We start from the raw sequence: 23,611 nt of genomic DNA on the forward strand, positions 1-23,611 counted from the left end.
AGTTAGAAAGATTTGAGCAAGCCAGAAAAGTAAAAACAAAAATATTCTAAATAATAAACCACAACGTTATGACAAAAACAGAAAGACAGATTATTGCCTTACAGATGGCATCATTAAAATCATTGGCAGCAATGGAAAATAAAATTGATATTCTTGTTTCGGAAGTGAATAAAGCGCACGATATATTAGCCTCACAATCGCCATCAAATAGGAGATTAATTGAACAGATGAGAGAAATATCTAAAGAAAAGGAAAAATTATATTATAAGAGAATGACTGATTTAGCGGCAGTGATGTATGCTTCGCTCGGACCAGAATTTGAAATTAATTAACCTATAAGACCTCGACTATGAGGTTTTTTTATAATAATATAAAATGTTATAAATATGTTAGATAATTTGTTAGAGTAATCTAACTGTTATATATTTGTACTGTAATACAGTAGTTTGCATTTTTGACGCACGGCGGAGAATGAAGATGATTGAGTACGAATGATGAAGAAAGATTTAGCTGGAGTAATCCGCCCAAAGCGTCATAAAAGACAACCAGAGTTTGAATTACAATGTCAGATATGTTGGTATTTAAGATTACAATATCCGAAAGTTGTTTTTCTTTCCGATACGGTAGCGAGCATTAAGCTTACGGAAGCGCAAGCGAGTCGAAATAAAAAGATTCAGAAAAGCGGGTTTAAGATTCCTGATTTACTGATTCTTGAGCCAAATAGCAAGTATGCTGGATTAATGATTGAGTTAAAAGTCAAAGATCCGCATAAACTAAATGGTGATATTCGATCTGACGCTCATCTTAAAGGACAAGAGCAAGCGATAAAAGTTCTGAATGAAAAGGGTTATTATTCCTGCTTCAGTTGGAATTTTGAAATGACTAAAAACATTATCGACAAATATTTAAAAGAGTAATTTTTTCATAGTTTATTATTTTACCCGGTTGGCTTTTGTTAGGCGGATTTTTATTTAAAACCAATATGGAGTTAACAGGAACAATAAAGAAAATCGGAGACACTCAAACCTTTGCGTCTGGGTTCTTAAAACGTGAAATAGTATTACTTACGGATGAGCAATATCCGCAGCCGATTAATATCGAATTCCTTTCAGATAAAAGAGATATAGTTGATTACCACAAAGAAGGTGCTAAGGTTAAGATCCACATCAACATCAGAGGGAGAGAATGGACAAGTCCACAAGGAGAGGTAAAATACTTCAATTCAATTTTAGGATGGAGAATAGAAAGTCTCGCCGGTGAACCAACAAATACAGAACGTTTGAAAGAAAACGAGCCTACAAAGGCAAATGATAAAAACGTATTTGCAGAAGATGAAGATGACGATTTGCCATTTTAATCACTACTTATAGAGCAAAGATAAAAACCTTGAAACAATGACAATACAAAAAGCAAAAAAATCAGGATTCACTCACATAGGAACTACCTACGGCTTCATTAAGATTTACGCAAAAGATGTATACACCGAAGAACCTGATATTACTGGAGTTAATTGGTTCTGGAATCTTCTGTTAGAGATCGTTTCGGATATTGATGTAACGTTTGAATTAGCTGATGGATTTTATATGGAGGTTGTCAGCTTAGACGACATCATCGCAATTTAATTTGAATGGCTTAAAAAATAAATACTATGAAAGGTAAAATTATTGATATCAAGCAACAAAACAAAATTGAATGTGATTTTTGCGATTTTGTAGTTAAAAATGATAATCCTAATGAATTAGCAGAGATTTCTGAATTTGTAAATAAACATTGCCCAGAATGCCATTCTAATTTACTGACACCTGAAGATTACTTGGAATATCTTTCTTTTGTAAAATTGATTAATCGTGCTAATAAATGGTTGGGATGGCTAAGTTATTTATTCGGAAGCCAAACTGTCGAAATGGGAGAATCTACTAAAGTTAAAATTCACGATGGGTTACACATTACAAATTAATTCCCGATGAAGAAATACGGCTTACTCCCCAACGGAAAGAAAAACCTTAAACCTAAAAATAAAAGACGATAAGTTAATATAACTATTTACTTTCATTATGATTGAAAATACATTAGAAAATAAAGTTTTATTCTTTTGGGATAAGTGGGGTAAAGATATAAAATACAAATCTAAAGAATCTATATTATCCTTATTAAATCAACCTTGCTTAATGAATTGTTTTTTAACATTTATAGAAAATGAAAAATCAGAGATTAATAATGATTACAAAGGCTTATCAGTTGCAAAACAAATAGAATACAATTGGAGTGATTTAATTTTTTTACATAATTTTGCTAACTAACAATGTAACATAACGAAAATCGTTATATTAACAATGTTTCAAATATATAACATTTATTGTTAATTAACAATTTTGCAATGACTAATTTTCAGAAGATACTAACAGATATTGTTAACAATGATTTAGAGGGGCAAAAAGGTGTTGCCGCAAAATTAAATGTGGAAGCTCCTTATATTTCAATGTTGCTCAATAATAAAAGAAAGTTAAGCAAGGATTTAGCGGTAGTTTTTGGAAAAATATATAACTATGATCCGGATGAGTTATTACGAACACAGGATATAGAAAAAATAGGATTAAGAAAAGACGAAATTTCTACATTATCATTAAATAGAAAGCCAGTTAGAAATGATAATATAGATTATTCCAAACTTCCGATAGAAGATAAGCTGAGTTATTTGATAAACCAAAATATTGAACTAAAAAAAGATAATGACGAAATAAAAAAAAGATTTTGAAGAAATTAAAGAATCTAATAATCAATTAATAGATAATCAGGAAGCGATAATGATTTTTTTGGATATTTATATGAAACGAATCACCAATCACTTCAACATTGTTTTACCTAAAAAAGAAGTTACGGAGATCGATGTAATAAAGAAAAGCTTTGCTAGTTCAAATTAATCTGAAGCATAACAATGCATATTCTAAACTTGGTAACACATAAACGTCCGGTGCCGGATATATTTACAAAACGTGTTTGTTTTTCGGAAAGCACAACAAAATTATAAACCAAAGCGATTAATGTCTGGCAATTATAATCATATTCTTTACAGTCAATTGCACTATTGTTTAATAGCGCATCACTAATAATTGATAGTCTTTGAATAGATGATAGATATTCAGATTTCTTTTTCATTGATTGTGAGTTTTTAAGGATTGTAAATATATGTAAAATAATTATACATAAAACAATAATATTTAAATATAATTATTAATTAAATAGGAAATTAAACGCTTATTTAATGAAAAATTCAAAATTAATTCCGATTTTTAATTAATCTAAATAATTAATTATCTTAAGTTAACTTTTACAAAAATAAAATAAGCTAACGTCAAAACGTGACGCATTAAAAACTAAAACTAATATATTATGAAAATAAAAAAACTAATCTATCCAATTTTATTTCTGGCTCTTGTTAATTGTTCAAAATCAGATGAAATAATAGAAGAAATAATAACTGTAGGAGTTGAAAATAAAATTATTGTGACCAGAAATGCGAGTAATTATAACTCAATACGTAAAACAATTGAAAATATAAAAGACGCATCCGAATCGAAGCAATATATTGTATTTGTTCCTAATGGAATTTGGAGAGAAACTGATTTACAAGGAAAAAAATATGTTAAATTAGTGGGAGAAAGCCTGGATAATACTATTTTGATTTGCGATCCTCTCGGTTCAATGGCAAATCTTAAATCACCAGCAAATTATTCCTTCCCAGATTCTGCAAATAAATTATTATCAGAAATAGAACAATCGAAAAGACATTTATTTAATATTACTTCTGATACACAAGTCGAAAATCTCACTGTCTCCGCAATTAATTGCAAATATCCAATACATATCGATGATGTGACATTTAAAAAAGTAATTTTCAAGAACTGTAGAATTAAAGAAGAAATTTGTAATCAAGTTGTAGGAATTGGTACACACAATGGTCAAAATATCCAGTTCGAAAATTGTATTTTAGAAAGCGTAAGTAGTGCAGTTGATAGAATGGCTGTATTCCTTCATAATGGAGCAAATACAAGTGAAGGCAACGTAATTTCATTTAATAATTGTGAGTTCAAAAACGCAACATATTTAATAATTGATGAATTAGGATCTGGGCAAAAAGAAGAAATTAACTTAATAAACTGTTCTACTAATGTAAATAAAAACCTAATACTAATGGTCGATAAAGATTCTGACGGCAAAACATTTTGGACGAATCCGGCGACCGGAATTAAAGAACCAAATCCCGTGAATGTGCCGTATAACTTCCGTTTAAACGTAACAGGAACAAAAATAGACAATATATATTCTTATGATAGCGGGAACTTTAGCCCTGCCTGGAATGGAATTCCACAAAGAAATATATTAACATTCAAGGAAAATGTAATAGGATTGAAATGAAATAGTAAAAAATAGTAAAAAACAAGTAAATATTAACCCAAAAATGCGACGGAGGAAAATCTTAACTAATTGATTATTAAACATAAAGGAGAATACGAATTAATTTTGTGGACTCCCTCTCTCTCCGCTGGTTGAGAAACTAAAATAAGCTAAAACGCTGTAAACATCAATGTTTACAGCGTTTTTTGTTTTGCGTTAGAGTCAAAAAAAATCAAAATAGGTCACGATTTTTATGACCTTTTTAGTGATCTATCGTGAAATTTGGAGAATGGGTCACGAAAAATTCAGAAGAACCTGACCAATAGGCAGTCTAACGATTGTACATCTTGCAGAAAGTGGTAACAAAAACTAAATTATTAAACAATTAAAGTTACCACATCATGAACAAAACATTCAACCTATTATTCTTTATAAAAAAGAATAAAATCCGAACAAACGGTACCGCTCCCATCTACTTACGAATCACTATAGATGGCAAGGCAGCGGACATTGCCGCTAAAAGGTATATCGAACCGCAGAAATGGGATGGTAAAGTGGGTAACCTTTCAAAGAAAATATTGAAGATCTATCAGCTATGACAGAATCCTTATTAACGTTTGACGTAGATAATTCTGTCCAGGATCTTATTAAAAAACCTAAAAGTAACTGGACGATCGTTGTGGTAATTCTCCAGTCATATTTTTCGGGTTATTCGCATTCGTAACTGCATTATAGATCTGCGTTGTAAAAGTGACGGTCTTGGATAGATTACATGGCTCAATTTCTGCAACAGATGATGGATACCAAAACTTTAAAATATGTATAAGAAAATCCTTGCAGGTCTAGGTGGCGCAATTGCCCTCAACCTTGTTCACGAGATCATCAGAAAAAATTTTGATAATGTTCCGGAAGTCAATAAAGTCGGAGAGGAGGCTTTGAATAAAGCTCTAGAAACGCTTGATATGAAAATAACCGACAAAGATCAGCTCTACGGTGCGACATTGGCGGGCGATGTAATAAGCAATGGTATTTACTATGCTGCGACAGCAACCAGTGGTTTTGACCTAGTGTCAGGAGCAGCGGCAGGTCTGGGAGCTGTATTACTACCAAATAAGATGGGACTTGACGACTCTCCGGTTGCAGAAACAAACCAAAAGAAGATTATGACCGTTGGATATTATCTTTTTGGAGCAGTCGTTACGAAGCTGATCTATGATAGGATAAAGTAATTTTTTTGAACAAATGTGATTCGGATCACATCAAATTAGTGATTGAAGTCCTGTTGTTGGAAAATGGGGTTTTTAAATTTGTGAACAATAAATAAATTTCAAAATGAGCAAAAAAGTTTTATTCGTGCTGACTAGTCACGATGAATTAGGAAATACAGGTTTAAAGACAGGATTTTGGACTGAAGAATTAGCAGCTCCTTACTATGCATTGTCTGATAAAGGGGTTGACATTGCATTGGCATCTCCAAAGGGCGGTCAACCACCAATTGATCCGAAAAGTGAAGACCCTTCATCTCAAACAGATGCTACACGCAGAATGGACAATGATAAGATTTTAAAGGAAAAATTAAAAAACACCCATAAGTTATCAGAGGTCAAAAGTGAAGACTTTGATGCGGTATTTTATCCAGGCGGTCATGGTCCTTTGTGGGATCTGGCTGAAGATAAAGTTTCCCAAGAACTCATTGTTGATTTTTATACCAATGATAAACCTGTAGCGTTCGTTTGTCACGCACCCGGAGTTTTGAAGGATGTGAAAATAGACGGTGAATATTTAGTTAAAGATAAAAATGTTACCGGATTCACTAATACAGAGGAAGAGGCTGTACAACTTACTGATGTTGTTCCATTTTTGGTTGAAGATATGCTGAAACAGAATGGCGGATCATATAGTAAAGTTGAAGATTGGACTCCTTACGCAGTGGTTGACGGAAGATTGATTACAGGACAAAATCCTGCCTCATCTGAAAAGGTGGCTAAGGAGTTATTGAAACTTATTTAGTTTTTTTTCATTACAGAAGATCAGAACTTGGTGTTCGACTATAAAATAATTCCATTCCTTTTTAGGAAAAATTAGGAAAATCAATTCTTTTTTTAAATACAATTAACACCAGCATTCACCTTCAAATGTATTTAGTTTCCATAATTTTCTAGAGGAAATGCTTTTATAAAGGTTTTCATGGTTATTAGTTTTTATCCCCATATTATTTGGGGATTTTTTTATTTCTAAAGCAACAAAAATGTTGTTATGTTAAACACAAAAGTTTGAAAGTGATTGGGGTTATATATTCTTTTTAAAGGATAGGTAATTGTTGCGTTCCGTTTTAAAACTTACTTTTTCAGGATATATAAACACGGCTATTTTATTTAAGTGCAAAATATAATATTTCAGATATTATCTGGCTCGATCTCTTTTTATAATCTTAACTTTAATCTAAACATCTTTTTATAGTACGGATTATTCTAATACATCTAAGCAAAAATATATTGTAAATAAGTTTCCACAGATTCATAGCTGTTAATTTGCAGTTTTTTCTTGAGTCTCATCTTACAAGCCCTCACGCTTTGAGGTGAAATGCCAAGGCTGTTTGCCATTTCGGTGCCATTCAGTTTTAGCGTCATTAGAACCAATATGCGGACTTCTGCCTCAGTGATAGGAATTCCGCTCTGCTTTATTTTGCTGAAAAAATCAGGATATATCCCCACAAAACGTTTTTTAAATTTATCCCAGCCGTCATCGGTAAAGATTTTCTGTTCCAATAGCTCACTTACATCATAATCAATGTCCCGCGTTTCTTTGTCAGGTTCTTGCAATTTGCTGATAATATTATTTTTATCCGTCAGGTCGATGATGTAGGTCTTGAGGTCTTCTTCTTTTATTTGAATAATTTGCTTTGAGGTTTCAAGTTCTGCCTCAAGCTGCTTTTTTCTAAATTTAATGATTGATAGATAGCGGTAAATAAAAAATGCAGAAACCAACAAGGCGATCATCACACAGGCTCCGACGAACATAAAACGTTCATTGGCAATTTCCTTTTCATTCTGAAGGTTTTTGATCCGTAGATTTTTGACCTCGATTCCTAAGTTGGCTTGAAATTGAGATAGAATTTTACTTTGATTGGCCTTCATCAAGCTCTTCTCGATCTCATTGTGTTTTTTGAAATAGTACAATGCAGAATCAGGCATTTTAAAAAGATCAAAATTGTGGGAAAGTTCATAAAGACCCTCGCTGATACGAACTTTGCTTTTGCTTTCATAACTGAGTTTAAGGCATATTCTGGCGGCGTCAAGTGCTTTTTCCTTGTTTCCCTGTTTGGCATAAACGGTACTTAGATTTTGATAGGCAACCGCTTTGCCCTCTACATCATTTATTTTTTCACATTGCTTCAAAGATAAAAGGTAGAATTTCAGAGCTTCATCATAAGCTCCCGAATATCTGTAGATCTGACCTTGATTATTATAAGCTGTCGCCAGATCATGAGGTTTATTGATTTCTTTGAATAACCTGATCGCTTCATTGTTTTGGGCAAACGCTTCCTCAAAATTCCGTTGTTCTTTGAGAATCAATGCGCGGTTGGTATGCGTTAAACCCAAAAGCCTTTGCATTCCATTTTTTTCCGCTAACGCTGCTGATTCGGTATAGCATTCCAGAGCGGCCGTGTTGTTCTCAAGCCTCCAATGTACCAATCCAAGATTATTAAGTAGGGTGGCTGTCTCTTTTTCGTCGCCGGAGGCTTTTACTTTTTGATAAGCCTTGGTGAAATAATTGAGTGCTTCCTGATAATTTCCAAGATGCCATTGCTCATCACCCAGTTTCCTAAAATTGCCTGATTCATCTTTTGCAGAATGGTTTTTATTGGCAACAGATTTAGCGCCTTCATCATTGCAAGAAACGGCAAACAGCAAAATTAAAAACAGGAATATTAATGGATTTACTTTGTTCATTTTCAGCATAATAATTCAAATTTAAATTTTTATACTGCATAAACAAAAAAAAAGGCTCCGGATATTTACCGAGAGCCTTTGATTTTAGTATTCAAAATTATTTGACGATCATTTTCTTGGCTTGTTTAATGCCAGACGATTCTAATTGATAAAAATATATTCCTGTTGGTAAACCTTTGGTATCAAATGTTACGAGGTGACGACCCGAAGGATAAACCGCGGAAGTTATTTCCCTGATCAGGCCGCCCTGAGTGTTGTAAAGTCTTATGACAATCTTTCCGCTATTGATTAGATTAAATGGAATTGTTGTGTTATTTGAAACCGGATTGGGATAGTTTTGACCTAGTGTATCTTTTGTTTTAGAAGAACTCAAGTCATGCGAAAGACCAAGTGTTGCGTCGTGCTCTGTTTCAAAAAAGTAAAGCCCTTTGAAAAAAGATTGGTTGCCCACGCTGCCTGCCAGCAAAAGGCGTCCATCAGAATGTGGGATTAATCTTTCTCCAAAAAACTCAGCATATTCTGGTCCGTTGAAAAATGTCTCACCTTTGCTTTGTCCGTCCTTATCGATTTTGATTAAGGAAGCAATTGGAAAAGGCTGGTTAAAGATCTTATGAGGGAACGGATCGATTAGGACTTGATTCATAATATAAGACACATCAGAAGCGTCGATATGAAAATCATTGTAATAATGCATATTTTCTGATGCGAAATTCCAAAGTTCCTCGCCAGAAGCATTATATTTTACCAAAGTATTATTAATATCACCATTAAGGGCAAGGCTGTAACCCACGACTGCAATATCCCCATTGGTGAAAGATTTGATCGTGTAAGCGCTCATCTTTATTTGCGTTACCAAAAGTCTTGCTCCAAAGTGTTGTTCCTGTTGCGCTTATTTTTGCTGTAACAATATCATCAGCATAGGTTTCTTTATTTTTTGCATAGCCATTGATGTAGATGCTGTTGTCATTAGCAAGATAAAGATCAGTCCCATAGGAGTTTGAACCATCAATAGTTACTGGGACAATCCAGCCCGGAGTTCCATCAGCATTGAACTGAACGGTTGTCAGATTGACCTCTTCCGAGATAAAGCTACCGCTACCGTGTGCGCCTGTCAGTATCAAGCGTTTGTTGGAATCAACTTTTCCGGAATTGATTCTGTAGATGTTATTACCAGTAGATCCTGGCATATAAGTTTTCCAGGCAAGAGAACCGTCAGCTGCTAATTTAATACCTAAAAACGAACTTGAGTTACTTCCTTCGGTTTCTTTAGCAGTCCCACCAAGATAAACAGTTCCGTCTGTCTGAGGTTCCATAACATAAACCTGAGAATTGTAAAGTTCAATATTGCTTGACCAAAGCTGACTTCCCTCAGGCGAAAATTTTATCACTTTTAAAGCTGGAGGATTCTGTTCAAAACCAGGTAACAGGCAAACATAAGTGTTGCCATTGGCATCGGCTCTCGCTACAATACCTTCTGCAGCATTACCATTTTCTGCATTAAATACCGTATTCCAGGCTATATTCCCTTCTGAATTGTGTTTTACAAGGAAATAGTTGTTATTCAGCATTCCATCAGCAAAGCTGTAATACGAACCTGTTGAAAAAGTGTTGCCATTTTTATCATTAAAAGAATTAAGCATTGTTGCATCTTTTGTGCCTAGGTTTGTGTAAATGGTGTTCCATTGTGGTGCTGGGCTAATAGTTTCAAATGTAGATTTTACAGTTTCAAAGACAGCGCCTTTTTCGGTATAATAAGCATTGACAGAGAAATAAATATTCCCGTTATCATCTGTTCCTGCGCCTGCCATCTGTCCCATAGTTGCCATTCCTGTAGAAGTAGAAATCACAAAAGCAGATTGTCCCAAAAGGTCTCCATCTTTAGAGTATTTGTAGGCGCGTGCCGCAACATCCTGTTCCCATTCTTCAGCACCTGGCGTCATACCGTTGGCGGATACAATGATATTTCTTTCTTTATCAAAAGTTAGTGAAGCAGTATTAGTTTCAATAAGATCAGTGGTCTCTTTCGCCCAGTTCTGTGTACCGTCGGTATTATAAGATATTAATACAGTTCCGTCTTCTGAAAAACCGCCGGCGTGGCTTCCTGCTACATACAATGCATTATTTTTTACACCAATTTTCCAGCCCATCGTTCCTTCACTTTCACTTCTGTAAGTTTGAACCCATTCTTGCTGTCCTTCAGAATTATATTTGATGGTTCCTATACGATTGAGGAAAGTGTCAAAAGTTCCGGTAACATAAATATTTCCGTCGATGTCTGTGGTAATTGCCCTTGCTACAGAGTTAGTCACTTCAGCAGCATTATCAGGATCGGTACTTTTATAATTATAAGCCTTTTCCCAAAGTTTGGAACCATTAGCATCATATTTTATGGTATGGTAGTTTAACCAGCCGTCAGTATTGGGAGAATAGCCTGTGACTATGACATTACCGTTGTTATCTACTGCTACAGATGTCGCCTCATTCCAACTTTCTCCTCCAGCAGGATTTTCTGTATGATGCCATTGCTCAACGCCGTTGCTGTTATATTTTACAGTTATGTAATCTACAGAACTGCCGGACCAGGCAATTCCGGTGATATATACATTACCATTGGTATCAGTGGTCATGCCGTTAGGAACTTCAAGGCCTTGTTTACCATTATCAAAGCTTGCGTCCCAAAGTTTGGAACCGGCAGTATTATATTTGACCATCCGGATATCCATATCATTACCATTCCATTTAAGGCCGGAAACAATAATATTTCCGGTATTGTCAAATGCGATATGCATCCCATATTCTATGGCAAACTCCGCAGTCTGCTCACGTATTAGCCACACTGTTTGCCCGTCCGGACCAATCTTGATGGTAAAAAAATCTCCGGAGGATTGCCCTTCGTTAGAACTTCCTCCTGTAATATAAGTGTTTCCCAGGCCATCTGTAATGGAGGCGTAGGGGATATTATTACCTTTATAGGCTATGCCTCCAAAAAATTGGTTTGTCTTGGATGATGTCTTAGATTCTTGTATTGCCAGACCCATCTGGGATAACATTTTTTGCTGGGGATCGGCAAAGGTTTTATGAGCAGTATTCGGTTTAAAAGAATTCCAGCGCGATAATAAAGAAATGCTGCCACTTGATTGAGAAACGAGGTAACCATTTTGTTTTTTTAGAGTATTGCTTTGTGCTGAAGCACCTATACAGATGGCTGTTGTAACAAAAATAAAAATAGATTTGGTAATTAATTTCATCTAATACAATTTAATTGTTTTAGGTAAAATTATTCCAAATATAAGTATTTAGCGAGCTTAAAGTGTTGACATTGGTGTTGACAAATGAGACTCTATTGTAATTACATGCAATGATGCGGAAGAATCATCAAAGATATTCGCAATGGCAAACATTCTTCTGCACGAGTTTAACAGTAAGAAATTCTACACAAATGAAATTTTTGGGCTTCGTTTGGTGTCATCATCAGTATCTTATTGAGGAATATAAAACATCGCTGTAATAAAGACATGACAAAAAACATGATGTTTAAAATATCAAAAATAAATAAAAGGATTCATATTTTAAAATTGAACTGTCAGTTCGACTTTGTGTATTTTTAAATAGATCATATTTTTTCTTGAGTATCAATTTCAATAAATGTATTTGTGAATCATTTATAATTTTTAAATTAAAATAATAGCAAAATACAAACACATTTTTAATGTAAAACTGGAAAGATTGTTAATGCAGTATTTTATTGAAAGAGTTTTATAATACAGCATCCATTTAACTTAACTTTAAAAAAAGGAATGATAAAAGTTTGTTAGGATTTTTTCACATCAAAATTAAACTCTTTATAAAAATAATTAGTCCGCTTCACCACCGTAAACTCTTATTGATTGTTGCAGGTTCTTGTGTGACTGACTTTTTTGTCTTTACATTAGTTAAATATCGGTTTTATTGGTACCTGCCACACTAAATACTTAGTTAATCCGTTATATTATTCATTCCGGTAATATGTCCGAAATTCAATATTCCTTTTTATTCCAACACCCGATTTTAGCACATCTGTTTGTTCGCGTAAATAGATCAAACATGATATCTTATGTCACAAAAATTAAAATTTTCATCTGCTTCCGGTTCTCGTTTTTATGCAACAGTAAGAAGCAGGGTAGACCAATATTTCATCCAGAACAAATTTAGTCAGCATGGGAATGCATCAATGTGGGGAAAGACCGTGTTTTTTCTTGCGGGTTTTGCAGAAATTTACCTTATCATCTTCTTGGGTGTATTGCCTATCTGGATGCTCTTGCCACTTTCTGTAATGCTAGGTATGTTTAGTGCATTTGTAGGCTTTAATGTGTGTCACGATGCTATTCACGGTGCGCTTTCCGGCAATAAAAAAGTTAACAGGATCTTCGGGTTTATTTTTAATCTCGTCGGCGCCAATCCCTACTTATGGAGTATTACACACAATGTCGTCCACCATACTTATACAAATATTCCTGGTCACGATGAGGACATTGAAATCGCTCCGGGATTGATACGGATTGCTAATGAAGACGAAGTGAATCGCATTCAGCGCTATTAGCATTGGTATGCGTTTCCGCTTTACAGCTTAGCATCATTGTCTTGGGTGTTTCGTAAAGATTACAAAAAATTCTTCCAGAAAAAAATAGGTGCTCATCAATACAGACACCCTAAGCTATAGTATTTCAATTTATTTTTTTACAAAGCACTATATATATCTTGTTCATTGTATTGCCTTTATTGGTGTTGGATGTAACCTGGTGGCAATTTATAATAGGCTTTCTGCTTTTGCATATTTCCCAGGGATTAACGATGGGATCGGTCTTCCAACTAGCCCACGTTGTGGAAGGTACCGACTTTCCGGTTCCTACTGAATCTGGACAGATAGACGAGGCTTGGGCGGAGCATCAAATGCGTACGACAGCGAATTTTGCAACGCATAACAAGGTTGCTGCATTTTTTCTGGGTGGTCTGAACAGGCAGATAGAACTTAAACTAAATGTTGATGGCAATTTGTTTAAAAGAGTTGTAGAAAAATTTACAAACGATAATTTTTTTAAGTAAATTTTTAAAGTATAGGGTTCTAAACCTCCATAAAGTTTTATCAGTAATGATTGTACTTGATTTAAAGCATTAGTTATGTAGAATTACTTATTGCCTTTTCTAATAGTTCATTTATAAAGTGATTAAGCTTGTCTGTTTCGCCATTCTAAAAGTTTTGAAATATTGTGATTTTTTAGTTAAGCATTTATAATTATTTTGGAATTATATAAAATTTGAGCTTACACGTATAGATCAAAATATTGAGACGCTTGATCGGGCATTTTCCCTGTCCCATCGCCACAATAAGTTTGGATGCATACTTTATCTCATCATTTTCTGACGGGAATTTATGGATCAAAACATCTGGTTGCTGGTTTTTCAACTCTACAACCTGTGAAAGTTGGCTTCTGAAAAAATCTCCTAAACTCATATGACTACTGTTTTATTTTTCTAATCAATTTTCTATCCAAAGAAAAATTAAAATTATTCTGGCTATGTTTGATTTTTAATCCTAAAGTGATAAAAACTGGCGTTAAATTAATTTTTCAAGAAATTTAAAATTTGTTTAAACAAATCTACTTTTAAGGGTTTGCAATAAATTGTAAAAATGGAACATTTTAAATATAGAAAGTATATATTTGAGTATAGTTCAAGTTACAATCAATGTTCTGTTCTTGGAGATTATTTTAAATGAATAATTTATAAAATATAAACTGTTTGCAATTGCCCGGATTTGAAAATTGATTAGAATAGTAATGAAAATATGCTCCGATGAAACAGACGTTCAATGTATCAAAATCGACATTAATTTTTTATTCGCTAACTGCGCCATTTATCATTGGAGGATCATTTTATCGTTTGTACTGAATGATACAATTATTTTTAAATTACAAACTTTTAGAATTACAATATGAAATTACTTCACAAAGCAGGTTTCGCAGCAATCATTTGTCTTGCCTTTTTTCCAGGTGTTAATGTGCTTGCGCAAAATGGAACCTATGAATTGAAGAACAAAAATGGTTCTTACTGCTATGTTTCTTTTATGAAAAAGGGGAATTACGCCGAAGCAGAGATATTTGCATGGTGGAATACTCCAAGTGCACAAACAGGCTCATATTACGGTGCCGGCACATTGATTTCCAATAAAGTAAGCTTAAAAAGCAACGAAAATGAGCCGGACTGTAAAGTGACTTTGTCATTGGAACAGGAGAAATTACGTGTATCATTTGATAATTGCGAAGTCGATCATTTACTGGACGATTTTACCGGATTGTATAATAAAATAACTGATGCTACCGCTGGAGATTATACCGTTTCTGCAGTTAAATCTTATTTTCATAAAAAACCGAATGCTGCTACAAAACTAAATTCCTATGTGGTAAAGGGAAATAGGGTCACTCTTAATCTCGATAGGCTAGAAGCTGGTAACTGGGTTTACGTTTACTATAAAAATCCAAAAGGTAAAGAAACTGCTGGATATATACTGCTGTCTGACCTTAGAAAGTTGGAGAAATCGTAGAAATACAAGTTGTCGTTGGATAGATATGAATGTTTTGCGCTGATTTAATGTCATTTAAGTGTTTGATCTATTTATAGCAAACACCAGGTTTCCCATTTATCTAAAACACAATCCCATCAATAGTCCCAACACAAGAAACGACGCAAGTTTCGTACTCTTTTGCAACACAAGCTACAGATTTTAATACGACAACAGAAGGTTCGTACCGTATTGTGAAAAATTTCAGTCTGTTAATTATGTAGGAAATGATACTGCCTTTCATTGACAAGTTGTATGAGCAAGAATTCAATCATACTTATTTTGGCATTTTCAGAATTGATCTATTTCTATTAAAATAATTAGGTTAGTAAATTTTAGATTATCCTACTTCTTTTCTAAATGAGGTGATCAACGTAAATAATTCTACAGCTCCAATATTCAGTTCTGATGCCGTGAGACTTATCGGTAGATTTCCTTCCTGGTCTGTTAGTCCATTCGTCAGCATTCCTGATAATTTCTTTTTGATCAACGGAAGATATTGGTCTGGTTTATCAACAGTAAGAGTGACCAACGTATCAGCACCTACCTTTTCTAAATTGACGTCAATAATATCTTTCCAAAGAATCAATTCTGCAGCTTTGCTCACCGCAGTAGTTTTGGAAATAATTCCTTCATTACTGAGTATTAGTAAAGGGGATTTGTCGCGAAGCGCACTTAGTTTATTAACAATTACAATAGCTAATATGATACCGAATATTCCCGTGGCAGCAGCTAATTTGGTACTTATTTGATCATCATATAAACCGATGCTGTAAAGAAATATAGCGATGAAAACTACCAATATTCCTACGCAAATCAGAATTAGGTTCAGTGATTTTCTTTTGTCTCTGTAAAATTCCATTTAGATGATATATATAATTTTATTTGCGATCTATTTCCAGTCAACATTCAGTTTGTTTTCAGTAGCGAAGATTTTACCAGTTTCCATTAGGTCTGTGTACATCTTTTCAAACTTTACCCCATACTTTTGCTCAATTGATTTTTCTAACTCATCTTTACTGGTCTGATCAGCTTTACTATCGCAAAGCTTCGCATAATTTGTATATTCATTTTTATAAACAGGAATTATAAACTCATAGAGTGCAACGGACTTTTCCTTGATTGCTTTTCTGTCATCAGAATTTGCATTCAGTGCTTTGATATCATTGAGGGACTTTTCCCTATACAGAATATTATTTTGTACGAATTTCCTGGCTTCGTCACCATTCTTCTTGCTGGATGGGATATCAGGAAATTCGGTTGTTTCGTCATTTATATGTTTTACGAGGATCGGAGTTGCAAAATCACTTATGGTATTCGTATTCAAAATTGCTGTGGTAAAGAACTTGTCGGCCGGCTCTGCGCAGGATTGTATAAAAAACGCCAGAATTACAAGTAATGCTACGGAGTGGTTTTTGGTAAAAGTCTTGATGATGTTTTGCATAATTTATATTGATTTTAAAATGTCAGTTTGATGCTAAATGCCAGATCCATTTTCATTAAATTTTTATTGAAATGCCGATGTTTAATGGAAAAACTCAATTAACAATTAAGCTGAATCTATTAGCAAATTTCAGACCTAAGGATTAATATAAAAATTGGATTTGTATAATACGTTCATTTTTTAATTCTACAAGCTTTGGATCCTTTCCAGACGTCTCTGATTAAATTTAAGTCCAACGAATGTACGGTAAGCATTTAACCTGTTTGGTGACCATCCTAAGTATAAAATTTTGAGGTACTATAGAAAATGCAATATTTCAATTTGTGCCAACGGTAGAAGTCTACTATAGCTTTACGGAAAACTGTTATATCTACCAGTACAAGGATCACCTTGGAAATGAAAGGTTGAGTTTCGCACGAAGCAGTACAAGAGCTCAGGATTTAAAACATTCTAATAATTACTATCTCCTTGTTATCAACCATTTAAGTGCTAACGGTAGTGCTTTTTTGGTCAGGGGTTCTTACAAGAATTATAAGTATAACGGAAAGGAGTTGCAAGAGACTGGGATGTATGATCACTGAGCAAGGATTTATTCAAACCTGCTTGGAAAATTGCGATTAGTTGATTTTTTAGCAAATTCTGTAAGACAAATCCCAGCAAAAGAGGCGTTACTTGCACCCATTATAATGAAATTAACTGAACGCATTATCCTGTAAATCCCTTTGATCAAAGCGAAAGTTATTTAGACTCATTTGTAATCTTGTCAATGATGCTGTTTGATAACTCGTTCAATTTGCCTTGGGATTCATCGGTCACCATATTAGTTACTAAAAATATCCCCATTTTTTGATTGGGGTATAGAGCTATCCAGGATGAATGTCCAAAAGTACCTCCGTTATGATAAAGCATCTTTTTTTTAACTGTCATAGTTATACGTATTCCAGGCATAGGCCCTTCCGTACTGGTCGATTCCGGCTAATCTACCTGTTGCTTGTCTGACAACTTGATCATTACTCTCAATATAGAGCTTTATATAAGCAAGCATTGAGCTTGTCGTAGATTTCAGTCCACCTGCATAATTGTAGTACCCGTTTATCAAAGGCATAGGTTCACCTTTACTGTTATTTCCAATAGATACATTGGAATTGTTATTATTTTTCAATGTAGAAACGGTGTTTTTTTCACCAGACCTGGAAAATATATATTTTTGAAACAGATCGTGGGAGGATGATTGGTAAACCTTTCTAAAATATAACCAACCAGCTGTATGCCCACACCCGAATAATAATAGTTCTTGCCCGAATCATCGGTCAGTCTTACATTCTTCAATCCCTTAAAAAAATCATCCTTTTTAAAATGTTTAAAGCAGGTTAATTGTTCCTCTGTCGTCTTTATGCCTTTATAACAGTTGATATCTGAAGGAAGTCCGGATGTATGTGTGATCAAATGACGAAATGTTACAGGTATGCCGTCCTTTAAGATCAGGTTCGGATATTTATAATCAAGATATGTCGTGATATCATCATCAAGGTTGATTTTATGGCCATAAACCGCTTGAGAAAGTAACAATCCGGTGTAGTTTTTTGTAATAGAGCCTATTTCGTATATGGTATTATTGTCCGGACTTTTTCCATTGTTTAATTTGCCATAATGAAATTGATAGGCTTTGCCTTTTATATAAAGAACGCCTGAAATAGCTTTGTAACCGGTAGTTTTCATCAGCTTAGTGACTTGCTCGCCGATTATCGTTGGGATTGAATCCTGAGTGGGATCTTGCTGTTCTGAAGCGGGGTAAGGATTTTTACCAGGCATACAAAATGTAAAGAACAACAGGCAAGCCATTATAAAGAAAGTGCTGGGCTTACCAGTAAACGAGAAAAATCTTTCGTTATTCATAAATTACATAATTTGCTTTATCAACCCTTGTATTACCTGTTTTCTCATTGTAAGCATATAAGATTAGCTCGTAATTTCCAGCAGTATTAATTAGAAAATTGCCTTCAAACAGGTTTGTCGAGGTCAATGACATTTTAATGTCCTTAATATATTTCCCATCTTTTTTAAGTATGCCTTTCACTTCGATTTCATCAGAATTCCAAACACCACCTTTATCAATGATGCATCCGCACATCATTACAACGTTGGCTTGAATCTGGAATGGATTGTCTTTAATCGTTTTCAATGAAATGTACTGGTGAGTCCGTGGGATTCAATATATCAATAATAAACCCCGGAATTTCTAAAATAATTCCATCCCCTAAAATATCCCGCCCGGGAATCAGCCATAATTCCGTGCTTACTTTTGCTTGAGCCTGTCTGTGATTATAGGGAGACACCACTTCTATGCTGACGTGTGTAGGTTCGTTAATATCGATTTGGGCCAGAAAACCTGCTGTTTGTGCATCAGTAATTGAACTTCCTCTCATTTTAGGATCTTTCATGATCAGATCTGTATTGCCTGTACTGCCGATGGTCTTGCCTTCAGCCAAGATCTGCTGATTTAGCTTATTTCTGATAATGCCATAGGCACCACCAAGAGAACTGCCGATGAATTTTGCATCTCTTGCCTTTGCTCTTACCATCAGTTTTGTTTCTGTAGCAGAAACCATAGTACAGGAGAAAAGAAATAGAATGATGGATATTGTTACCTTCATGAGATATTTGATTTTAAGTATTCTTGCTTGAATCTGTCATAAAAAGATTTTTTTTTCAGTTCCTGATCTATACTATCCAGATAATGAAGGATACCAATGTTATCAGACAGCAACTGTAAGATCGATCTTTCGCAGCTGTGCCAGATATGCTATAACTGTGGCAACATTTTAATTGCTTTATCAGATAGCGATACCATCTGCTTTCGCTTGTCGGTATTGTCTTTTTTGACATGCAGATAGCCTTTGTCTGCAATCTTTTTTACGATAATTACAACCGAGGGATGAGCGTAGCCCAAGGCGTCAGTTATAGCTGCAATTGGAATCTCCTCTTCTTTTTGCAACAGCATAAATACAAGGTACCAATTAGGCTCAATATCTATATTAAACTCTTTATAAAATTTTCTTACATCGTGCGACATAGGGTCACTTATTCTTTTCAATCGGCTATCGAGTGCCTTGTATCCAAGATCTCTGATAAAGTCTAATTCATAGCATAGTTTATTTTGACTACATATATTAATCAGATGACCATTACTGTAGTTTGTTTTTTTTGTAATTTTAGAAAACAACACAAAAGATACATTAATCAAAAATCGTAATTTGTATTTTTTCAATTTGTTTCAGATGTTTGATGATTTGATTGATGAAAATTGAAATGTATCAACCAATTTTAGTGTAATCAACTTGAAATTGAAGTTTGGATTTTGACTTTATTTCAACTCATATTTCTCATATGAGGCGAATTGATTTTCTATAGCAAATATATTCTTTTGTCACTGTGGAAAAAAATCATTTTGGATATCCGGAATCAGGGATTCCAGAACCTCCGCAAAAATATTTCAAACTTTCATCAATACTTTTCTTATCACTTACAATGAATTGATCGCAGTTTTCCTTGTGCCTGCCTGAATGTTAATCAGCCATAGAAAAATCAGAAGCCTCACAAGATGCAATTGCAGTACATTGAAATTTTGGTCCTTAATATTCTCAAAGGATATATCGCAAATGAACATTATTAATTTGCCCTGTTCTTTGTATGAGAGTCAATCTAAGCTAAGCAACGCCTATGGAAGGCTATGACCCGAAGCTGGTTGATGAAGGTTTAGGTCTATCCGAAAATGGGCTTAACGCTTCAGTTATCTTATCATTTGGCTACCGGGATGATGACAATGGTTTTCTGGCTTCCATGCCGAAAGCCCGACTACTTATCAATGAATTTTCTGTCAGAATAAATTAATGAGCTAACCGCCGGAAATTATGTTTAGTTTTTTAAATTTTGAGATTACTAAAATTTGCCCTGATATTTGTCGGAGCTTTTTTACTTTAATGATTTGTAGCAATGTAAATAACTGCTATTTGAATTACTAAAACTTCTTGGATATATCAAAAGTTATTTCGATCTGAATAAAATGTCAACTTTCCTTTTAACCGGTTCATTAGGACTCACCTTATAAAACTCTTTTAGTAAGTCAAGAGTGGTGGGTTTTTTGGGATAATGGTTATGCAAAAGAAAATTTTTAAGGGCTATGTTTACCTGATCTTCACCTATTATTTCACTCAATTTCGCCATCATCACTGCGCCCTTAGAATATGAAATGTGCGTGTTTTCTGCCATAACTTTGTAAAGTGGCTGAATCTCGGACAGACCTTTTTCATTGTCATAAATTTGCTGGTGAACGTTTATTCTTTCCATCATTTTTTCTTTACCGTGCATCTTTTTGTAAAGCATCATTTCGGTATACATAGCTAAAGTTTCGGTCAGCATCACGGCACCTTCTCTGTCATCAGGATCGATTTGGCTGTTTCCCCACCAGAGATGTGAAAGCTCGTGCCCCGCAAGCTCATTAACTACGTCCTGATTCTGATCTGAATTGATGTTCGCGTGAAACAACATATCTTCTGTCATAAAAATAGATGAAGGATAGGCGGTGGCTGCAAAACCTTTCGTGAAGGAAGAAACTTCTGCAAAGTTGATGGTTTTGAAGGGATACTTACCAAAATTTTGCGTGCAGTAATCTAAAGTGAGTTTCGCATTTTCAATCAGATGATTCACATTTTCCGAATGTTTTTGATTGTAAAAAATATTGATTGCTATGCCTTTATAAACTGTGGTTTTTATTTGATATTTTGCGGAAGAAACAGCGAAGCGAAACGGAATATTTTCAGCTTTATACCGGAAATAGGTTCTGTTATTTTTACTATAATGTTGAATTAGATCTCCGGTTCCTACAGCAGTCTGGTCTTTTTCTGTGGAAATGAGCATATCCAAATTGATAAAATCCTTCTTGAACACTTCCGGAGCTTCCAACTTTTTTAATTCCGATTGTTTTCCCAATTTAAATTCAGTCCGTTTTCCTTCATTTTCAATTTCATTAGTAGCTTGATAACCGAACGTTGGAAAATATCGGCTGATTCTCATAAAAGAACCATTTTCTATGATGGAATTGAATGAATCGTGACCATTAACGGCAGACCACTGATAAGAAATTTTAAAATTAAGGCTGGCTATTTCTCCAGGCTGTAAGGGCTGTTTTAAAGAAATTTCAGTGACTTCCTGATTGATCTTTTTTGATTCATAATTTGTATTGAAAACCGCAGATTCTATTTTCAAATCTGGATGAAAATTAATTAAAATCTTTTTAATGGGTTTGTCGGTGTGATTGACCAGTTGATATTTACCATCGATCTTATATGAATTTTCAGACGGATAAAGCTGAATTTCAGTGATTACATCTGTAATCGTTGGCTGCGGCAGGGTTTCATATTTTTTGAATTTCTTTTCATATTGAACAGACTGAAGTATTTTCTCATCTTCATTTTGTGGAATATAATCTTTCATAAAAAGACTTCCTGTAAAAACGCCAATTGATAATAAAATGACTGTGAAAATGATTTGTCTGACATTCCATTTTTTAGTTTTGATGAATTCATTAATCAGCCATAAAAAAGCAATCAGGCCTAATCCGAATAATAATCTTTCAGCAAAAGCTGCTGCATAGATTCCATACCCATTGAAATCACTGTAAGCGCCTTTATAATCTGAAAAAATCCTTAATAGTGAATAAGAAATAATCTTTTTTGAGACTGGTCCGGCAAACGTAAAACCTGCAAGAACAGAAACCCCCAGAGCAACAAAACGATTTTTGATATTGTCATTGATCAACAATATAAAAGCTGAGAAAAGAATCAGCGGGAAAGTATTGAAGAGGATTGTTCCTGAATATGCATTACAGTCGATATAAAAATAGTTGTAAACAAGCTGAAATGCTAATCCTTCCAAAATCAGAATCGCTGTAAGAAAGAATAATAAAATACATACAGAAAGAAAATGTCCGTTCAGTTTGCTTTTAGAAAAATAAGTGCTTTTTTCAATCAGTGAAAATCCCGATGAATGACTTCTCCAATACAAATCGTTGATAAAGTAAATGACAATTAACATTCCAAACAAATGAAAATTCTCCGAAATAGTGGTAGATATCAATCCCGAACTTGCATATTTTTGAGGAAGGCGAATTCCTTTTTCGATCTCGGCATACATTTCCATTCCGACAAAAAATAAGAGCAATATTGAAACGGCAACAATAGTGATGCTTTTAAAAAGGTAAATCAGGTCTATTTTTGCAAATGATACAACAGATTTTATCCCGGCAGAAATTCCAAATACTGATTTTGTGGTTGTAAATTGCCCTAAATTATTAGTAAAAGAAACAATTGCTATCTGATTTTTGTTCCTGTTTTTACTTTTGTTTTGAGAAAATGTTGAGAAAGAAAATAATCTGTAAGTCAATAATAAAAGCAGGATTGAAATAATCAGAAAAACGATTCTGTTGATTAATAAATATCCCGAGAACGGAACAATCAGTTCATTCTTTTGCTGAGCGGATAATGTTCTTGCTTCAAAAAAATAAGATGACATTCCAAAAGGATCAATCAATGCCGACAATTGCTGTACTTCCAATGATTGTGGTAAGCTTCCTGCCATAAATGGAGAGTTGGAAAATACCAGAATAATCATATAAAGAACATAAAGAAACAACCCACCGACAACGACCAGAAGCTTTTTCTTCATAATGAATGAGATGAAAAACAAAAAACTGCACACTATAAAACAATTGATTCCTCCGAAAATCAGAAGAGGGTAGAAGTAATGCCAAAAGTTGAAATAAGGATGGATTTCACTTCCCGTCCGGAAATTCTGTCCAATCACAAATCCGGTCATCAAAAATGTAAAACTTAGAAAAGTCTGTAGAAAAAAAATAAGGAACTTCCCCTGCAAATAAATTCGTTTTGAAAATGGATACGAGAAAATAAGAATATCAAATTTTGAATCCCAATCTTTAAACAGAATCTGACTGGCATAAATGATTGCGAAAAAAATGATGACCAGACTCAATATTCCGGTCATAAAACCAATGGTGTACGGTGAATTCAAATAAATTCCATCCCCGACTGTAAGATTGAACTGGTTCCCGCAGAAAATGCCGATCAATACTAGAATTAAGGCACCAAGATATGCCGGCCAACGTTTTACAAGACGTCTGCCCTCGAATAAAAATAAAGCATTCAT

At 34.3% G+C, this 23,611-nt stretch carries 31 protein-coding genes; 17 read left to right on the top strand and 14 right to left on the bottom strand.

The window, feature by feature from the left end; translation table 11 throughout:
* Positions 1–68 precede the first annotated feature (68 nt).
* The 12 genes from OPU68_RS03510 to OPU68_RS03565 all read left to right on the top strand — a co-directional run bounded on the left by OPU68_RS03510 (position 69) and on the right by OPU68_RS03565 (position 6,405).
* Entirely contained in the window at positions 69–332 is a 264-nt protein-coding gene (locus tag OPU68_RS03510) for a hypothetical protein (RefSeq protein ID WP_498472608.1), read from the top strand.
* A 159-nt stretch (positions 333–491) separates the two neighbouring features.
* Complete coding sequence (locus OPU68_RS03515) at positions 492–917, top strand: hypothetical protein (protein ID WP_498472609.1); 426 nt, start codon at positions 492–494, stop codon at positions 915–917.
* A gap of 65 nt (positions 918–982) precedes the next feature.
* The gene (locus tag OPU68_RS03520; protein WP_498472610.1) at positions 983–1,357 is read left to right on the top strand and encodes a DUF3127 domain-containing protein; all 375 of its coding nucleotides are present in this window, start codon (positions 983–985) and stop codon (positions 1,355–1,357) included.
* A 37-nt stretch (positions 1,358–1,394) separates the two neighbouring features.
* A complete protein-coding gene (locus OPU68_RS03525) occupies positions 1,395–1,622 on the top strand; it encodes a hypothetical protein (protein WP_498472611.1) in 228 nt (75 codons plus the stop codon).
* 26 nt (positions 1,623–1,648) lie between these two features.
* Entirely contained in the window at positions 1,649–1,957 is a 309-nt protein-coding gene (locus tag OPU68_RS03530; protein WP_498472612.1) for a hypothetical protein, read from the top strand.
* A 97-nt stretch (positions 1,958–2,054) separates the two neighbouring features.
* Complete coding sequence (locus OPU68_RS03535; RefSeq protein ID WP_498472613.1) at positions 2,055–2,300, top strand: hypothetical protein; 246 nt, start codon at positions 2,055–2,057, stop codon at positions 2,298–2,300.
* Positions 2,301–2,377: 77 nt separating this feature from the next.
* Entirely contained in the window at positions 2,378–2,755 is a 378-nt protein-coding gene (locus tag OPU68_RS03540; protein WP_498472614.1) for a hypothetical protein, read from the top strand.
* 635 nt (positions 2,756–3,390) lie between these two features.
* A complete protein-coding gene (locus OPU68_RS03545) occupies positions 3,391–4,416 on the top strand; it encodes a pectinesterase (RefSeq protein ID WP_498472615.1) in 1,026 nt (341 codons plus the stop codon).
* Positions 4,417–4,796: 380 nt separating this feature from the next.
* Positions 4,797–4,994 carry an Arm DNA-binding domain-containing protein gene (locus OPU68_RS03550; protein ID WP_498472616.1) on the top strand — a complete coding sequence of 66 codons (198 nt, stop codon included), beginning with the start codon at positions 4,797–4,799 and terminating at the stop codon, positions 4,992–4,994.
* Positions 4,991–5,119, top strand: a complete 129-nt coding sequence (locus OPU68_RS03555) for a hypothetical protein (protein ID WP_498472617.1) — start codon at positions 4,991–4,993, stop codon at positions 5,117–5,119. Before OPU68_RS03550 ends, OPU68_RS03555 begins: the two co-directional genes overlap by 4 nt.
* A 94-nt stretch (positions 5,120–5,213) precedes the next feature.
* Positions 5,214–5,624 carry a hypothetical protein gene (locus OPU68_RS03560; RefSeq protein ID WP_498472618.1) on the top strand — a complete coding sequence of 137 codons (411 nt, stop codon included), beginning with the start codon at positions 5,214–5,216 and terminating at the stop codon, positions 5,622–5,624.
* 103 nt (positions 5,625–5,727) lie between these two features.
* Positions 5,728–6,405 (top strand): type 1 glutamine amidotransferase domain-containing protein, encoded by a 678-nt coding sequence (locus tag OPU68_RS03565; RefSeq protein WP_498472619.1) that lies wholly within the window; start codon positions 5,728–5,730, stop codon positions 6,403–6,405.
* A 470-nt stretch (positions 6,406–6,875) separates the two neighbouring features.
* Here OPU68_RS03565 and OPU68_RS03570 read toward each other — a convergent pair whose 3' ends face one another.
* From OPU68_RS03570 to OPU68_RS03580, 3 genes are all read right to left on the bottom strand, one after another.
* A complete protein-coding gene (locus tag OPU68_RS03570) occupies positions 6,876–8,357 on the bottom strand; it encodes a tetratricopeptide repeat protein (protein WP_498472620.1) in 1,482 nt (493 codons plus the stop codon).
* Between the two features lie 88 nt (positions 8,358–8,445).
* Positions 8,446–9,186, bottom strand: a complete 741-nt coding sequence (locus tag OPU68_RS03575; protein ID WP_498472621.1) for a T9SS type A sorting domain-containing protein — start codon at positions 9,184–9,186, stop codon at positions 8,446–8,448.
* Entirely contained in the window at positions 9,116–11,596 is a 2,481-nt protein-coding gene (locus tag OPU68_RS03580) for an SBBP repeat-containing protein (protein ID WP_498472622.1), read from the bottom strand. The genes OPU68_RS03575 and OPU68_RS03580 overlap by 71 nt, the downstream gene beginning before the upstream one ends.
* An 845-nt stretch (positions 11,597–12,441) precedes the next feature.
* Between OPU68_RS03580 and OPU68_RS03585 the strand changes: the two genes are divergently transcribed.
* Positions 12,442–12,927 carry a fatty acid desaturase family protein gene (locus tag OPU68_RS03585; RefSeq protein ID WP_498472623.1) on the top strand — a complete coding sequence of 162 codons (486 nt, stop codon included), beginning with the start codon at positions 12,442–12,444 and terminating at the stop codon, positions 12,925–12,927.
* Positions 12,928–13,208: 281 nt separating this feature from the next.
* Complete coding sequence (locus OPU68_RS03590; protein ID WP_498472624.1) at positions 13,209–13,430, top strand: hypothetical protein; 222 nt, start codon at positions 13,209–13,211, stop codon at positions 13,428–13,430.
* A gap of 190 nt (positions 13,431–13,620) precedes the next feature.
* Here OPU68_RS03590 and OPU68_RS03595 read toward each other — a convergent pair whose 3' ends face one another.
* Positions 13,621–13,839 carry a hypothetical protein gene (locus tag OPU68_RS03595; protein WP_498472625.1) on the bottom strand — a complete coding sequence of 73 codons (219 nt, stop codon included), beginning with the start codon at positions 13,837–13,839 and terminating at the stop codon, positions 13,621–13,623.
* Between the two features lie 480 nt (positions 13,840–14,319).
* On the opposite strand from OPU68_RS03595, the gene OPU68_RS03600 reads away from it, so the two are divergent.
* Positions 14,320–14,928, top strand: a complete 609-nt coding sequence (locus OPU68_RS03600; protein ID WP_498472626.1) for a hypothetical protein — start codon at positions 14,320–14,322, stop codon at positions 14,926–14,928.
* Positions 14,929–15,028: 100 nt separating this feature from the next.
* Here OPU68_RS03600 and OPU68_RS03605 read toward each other — a convergent pair whose 3' ends face one another.
* The 3 genes from OPU68_RS03605 to OPU68_RS03615 all read right to left on the bottom strand — a co-directional run bounded on the left by OPU68_RS03605 (position 15,029) and on the right by OPU68_RS03615 (position 16,390).
* Complete coding sequence (locus tag OPU68_RS03605) at positions 15,029–15,190, bottom strand: hypothetical protein (protein ID WP_498472627.1); 162 nt, start codon at positions 15,188–15,190, stop codon at positions 15,029–15,031.
* A 96-nt stretch (positions 15,191–15,286) separates the two neighbouring features.
* On the bottom strand, positions 15,287–15,808 hold the full coding sequence (locus OPU68_RS03610) for an STM3941 family protein (protein ID WP_498472628.1): 522 nt from the start codon (positions 15,806–15,808) through the stop codon (positions 15,287–15,289).
* Positions 15,809–15,838: 30 nt separating this feature from the next.
* On the bottom strand, positions 15,839–16,390 hold the full coding sequence (locus tag OPU68_RS03615) for a hypothetical protein (RefSeq protein WP_498472629.1): 552 nt from the start codon (positions 16,388–16,390) through the stop codon (positions 15,839–15,841).
* Positions 16,391–16,713: 323 nt separating this feature from the next.
* On the opposite strand from OPU68_RS03615, the gene OPU68_RS03620 reads away from it, so the two are divergent.
* Entirely contained in the window at positions 16,714–16,971 is a 258-nt protein-coding gene (locus OPU68_RS03620) for a hypothetical protein (RefSeq protein ID WP_498472630.1), read from the top strand.
* A gap of 157 nt (positions 16,972–17,128) precedes the next feature.
* Here the strand turns inward: OPU68_RS03620 and OPU68_RS03625 are convergent, their stop codons facing one another.
* The 6 genes from OPU68_RS03625 to OPU68_RS03650 all read right to left on the bottom strand — a co-directional run bounded on the left by OPU68_RS03625 (position 17,129) and on the right by OPU68_RS03650 (position 19,658).
* The gene (locus OPU68_RS03625) at positions 17,129–17,317 is read right to left on the bottom strand and encodes a hypothetical protein (RefSeq protein WP_498472631.1); all 189 of its coding nucleotides are present in this window, start codon (positions 17,315–17,317) and stop codon (positions 17,129–17,131) included.
* Positions 17,307–17,495: a hypothetical protein gene (locus OPU68_RS03630; protein WP_498472632.1), complete on the bottom strand. Its 189-nt coding sequence runs from the start codon at positions 17,493–17,495 to the stop codon at positions 17,307–17,309. The genes OPU68_RS03625 and OPU68_RS03630 overlap by 11 nt, the downstream gene beginning before the upstream one ends.
* A 53-nt stretch (positions 17,496–17,548) precedes the next feature.
* Positions 17,549–18,220, bottom strand: coding sequence for a serine hydrolase domain-containing protein (locus tag OPU68_RS03635; protein WP_498472633.1), 672 nt, complete (start codon positions 18,218–18,220; stop codon positions 17,549–17,551).
* Between the two features lie 58 nt (positions 18,221–18,278).
* On the bottom strand, positions 18,279–18,572 hold the full coding sequence (locus OPU68_RS03640) for a hypothetical protein (RefSeq protein WP_498472634.1): 294 nt from the start codon (positions 18,570–18,572) through the stop codon (positions 18,279–18,281).
* Positions 18,559–19,044: a hypothetical protein gene (locus OPU68_RS03645; protein WP_498472635.1), complete on the bottom strand. Its 486-nt coding sequence runs from the start codon at positions 19,042–19,044 to the stop codon at positions 18,559–18,561. Before OPU68_RS03645 ends, OPU68_RS03640 begins: the two co-directional genes overlap by 14 nt.
* Before the next feature lie 149 nt (positions 19,045–19,193).
* Complete coding sequence (locus OPU68_RS03650) at positions 19,194–19,658, bottom strand: MarR family winged helix-turn-helix transcriptional regulator (RefSeq protein ID WP_498472636.1); 465 nt, start codon at positions 19,656–19,658, stop codon at positions 19,194–19,196.
* 452 nt (positions 19,659–20,110) lie between these two features.
* On the opposite strand from OPU68_RS03650, the gene OPU68_RS03655 reads away from it, so the two are divergent.
* The gene (locus OPU68_RS03655; RefSeq protein WP_498472637.1) at positions 20,111–20,281 is read left to right on the top strand and encodes a hypothetical protein; all 171 of its coding nucleotides are present in this window, start codon (positions 20,111–20,113) and stop codon (positions 20,279–20,281) included.
* A 153-nt stretch (positions 20,282–20,434) separates the two neighbouring features.
* Here the strand turns inward: OPU68_RS03655 and OPU68_RS03660 are convergent, their stop codons facing one another.
* On the bottom strand, positions 20,435–23,611 hold the full coding sequence (locus OPU68_RS03660; protein WP_498472638.1) for an ABC transporter permease/M1 family aminopeptidase: 3,177 nt from the start codon (positions 23,609–23,611) through the stop codon (positions 20,435–20,437).

It is taken from the genome of Chryseobacterium sp. TB1-D10 (assembly GCF_059803555.1).

What these genes read in the sequence shown, in the direction of transcription:
- OPU68_RS03525 (WP_498472611.1), top strand. Translation starts at nt 1,395, where the DNA reads ATGACAATACAAAAAGCAAAAAAATCAGGATTCACTCACATAGGAACT.
- OPU68_RS03630 (WP_498472632.1), bottom strand. Translation starts at nt 17,495, where the DNA reads ATGCCTTTGATAAACGGGTACTACAATTATGCAGGTGGACTGAAATCT.
- OPU68_RS03520 (WP_498472610.1), top strand. Translation starts at nt 983, where the DNA reads ATGGAGTTAACAGGAACAATAAAGAAAATCGGAGACACTCAAACCTTT.
- OPU68_RS03535 (WP_498472613.1), top strand. Translation starts at nt 2,055, where the DNA reads ATGATTGAAAATACATTAGAAAATAAAGTTTTATTCTTTTGGGATAAG.
- OPU68_RS03580 (WP_498472622.1), bottom strand. Translation starts at nt 11,596, where the DNA reads ATGAAATTAATTACCAAATCTATTTTTATTTTTGTTACAACAGCCATC.
- OPU68_RS03610 (WP_498472628.1), bottom strand. Translation starts at nt 15,808, where the DNA reads ATGGAATTTTACAGAGACAAAAGAAAATCACTGAACCTAATTCTGATT.
- OPU68_RS03540 (WP_498472614.1), top strand. Translation starts at nt 2,378, where the DNA reads ATGACTAATTTTCAGAAGATACTAACAGATATTGTTAACAATGATTTA.
- OPU68_RS03560 (WP_498472618.1), top strand. Translation starts at nt 5,214, where the DNA reads ATGTATAAGAAAATCCTTGCAGGTCTAGGTGGCGCAATTGCCCTCAAC.
- OPU68_RS03515 (WP_498472609.1), top strand. Translation starts at nt 492, where the DNA reads ATGATGAAGAAAGATTTAGCTGGAGTAATCCGCCCAAAGCGTCATAAA.
- OPU68_RS03645 (WP_498472635.1), bottom strand. Translation starts at nt 19,044, where the DNA reads ATGAAGGTAACAATATCCATCATTCTATTTCTTTTCTCCTGTACTATG.
- OPU68_RS03595 (WP_498472625.1), bottom strand. Translation starts at nt 13,839, where the DNA reads ATGAGTTTAGGAGATTTTTTCAGAAGCCAACTTTCACAGGTTGTAGAG.
- OPU68_RS03605 (WP_498472627.1), bottom strand. Translation starts at nt 15,190, where the DNA reads ATGAAAGGCAGTATCATTTCCTACATAATTAACAGACTGAAATTTTTC.
- OPU68_RS03555 (WP_498472617.1), top strand. Translation starts at nt 4,991, where the DNA reads ATGACAGAATCCTTATTAACGTTTGACGTAGATAATTCTGTCCAGGAT.
- OPU68_RS03575 (WP_498472621.1), bottom strand. Translation starts at nt 9,186, where the DNA reads ATGAGCGCTTACACGATCAAATCTTTCACCAATGGGGATATTGCAGTC.
- OPU68_RS03600 (WP_498472626.1), top strand. Translation starts at nt 14,320, where the DNA reads ATGAAATTACTTCACAAAGCAGGTTTCGCAGCAATCATTTGTCTTGCC.
- OPU68_RS03545 (WP_498472615.1), top strand. Translation starts at nt 3,391, where the DNA reads ATGAAAATAAAAAAACTAATCTATCCAATTTTATTTCTGGCTCTTGTT.
- OPU68_RS03550 (WP_498472616.1), top strand. Translation starts at nt 4,797, where the DNA reads ATGAACAAAACATTCAACCTATTATTCTTTATAAAAAAGAATAAAATC.
- OPU68_RS03660 (WP_498472638.1), bottom strand. Translation starts at nt 23,611, where the DNA reads ATGAATGCTTTATTTTTATTCGAGGGCAGACGTCTTGTAAAACGTTGG.
- OPU68_RS03565 (WP_498472619.1), top strand. Translation starts at nt 5,728, where the DNA reads ATGAGCAAAAAAGTTTTATTCGTGCTGACTAGTCACGATGAATTAGGA.
- OPU68_RS03510 (WP_498472608.1), top strand. Translation starts at nt 69, where the DNA reads ATGACAAAAACAGAAAGACAGATTATTGCCTTACAGATGGCATCATTA.
- OPU68_RS03585 (WP_498472623.1), top strand. Translation starts at nt 12,442, where the DNA reads ATGTCACAAAAATTAAAATTTTCATCTGCTTCCGGTTCTCGTTTTTAT.
- OPU68_RS03655 (WP_498472637.1), top strand. Translation starts at nt 20,111, where the DNA reads ATGGAAGGCTATGACCCGAAGCTGGTTGATGAAGGTTTAGGTCTATCC.
- OPU68_RS03615 (WP_498472629.1), bottom strand. Translation starts at nt 16,390, where the DNA reads ATGCAAAACATCATCAAGACTTTTACCAAAAACCACTCCGTAGCATTA.
- OPU68_RS03570 (WP_498472620.1), bottom strand. Translation starts at nt 8,357, where the DNA reads ATGCTGAAAATGAACAAAGTAAATCCATTAATATTCCTGTTTTTAATT.
- OPU68_RS03625 (WP_498472631.1), bottom strand. Translation starts at nt 17,317, where the DNA reads ATGACAGTTAAAAAAAAGATGCTTTATCATAACGGAGGTACTTTTGGA.
- OPU68_RS03530 (WP_498472612.1), top strand. Translation starts at nt 1,649, where the DNA reads ATGAAAGGTAAAATTATTGATATCAAGCAACAAAACAAAATTGAATGT.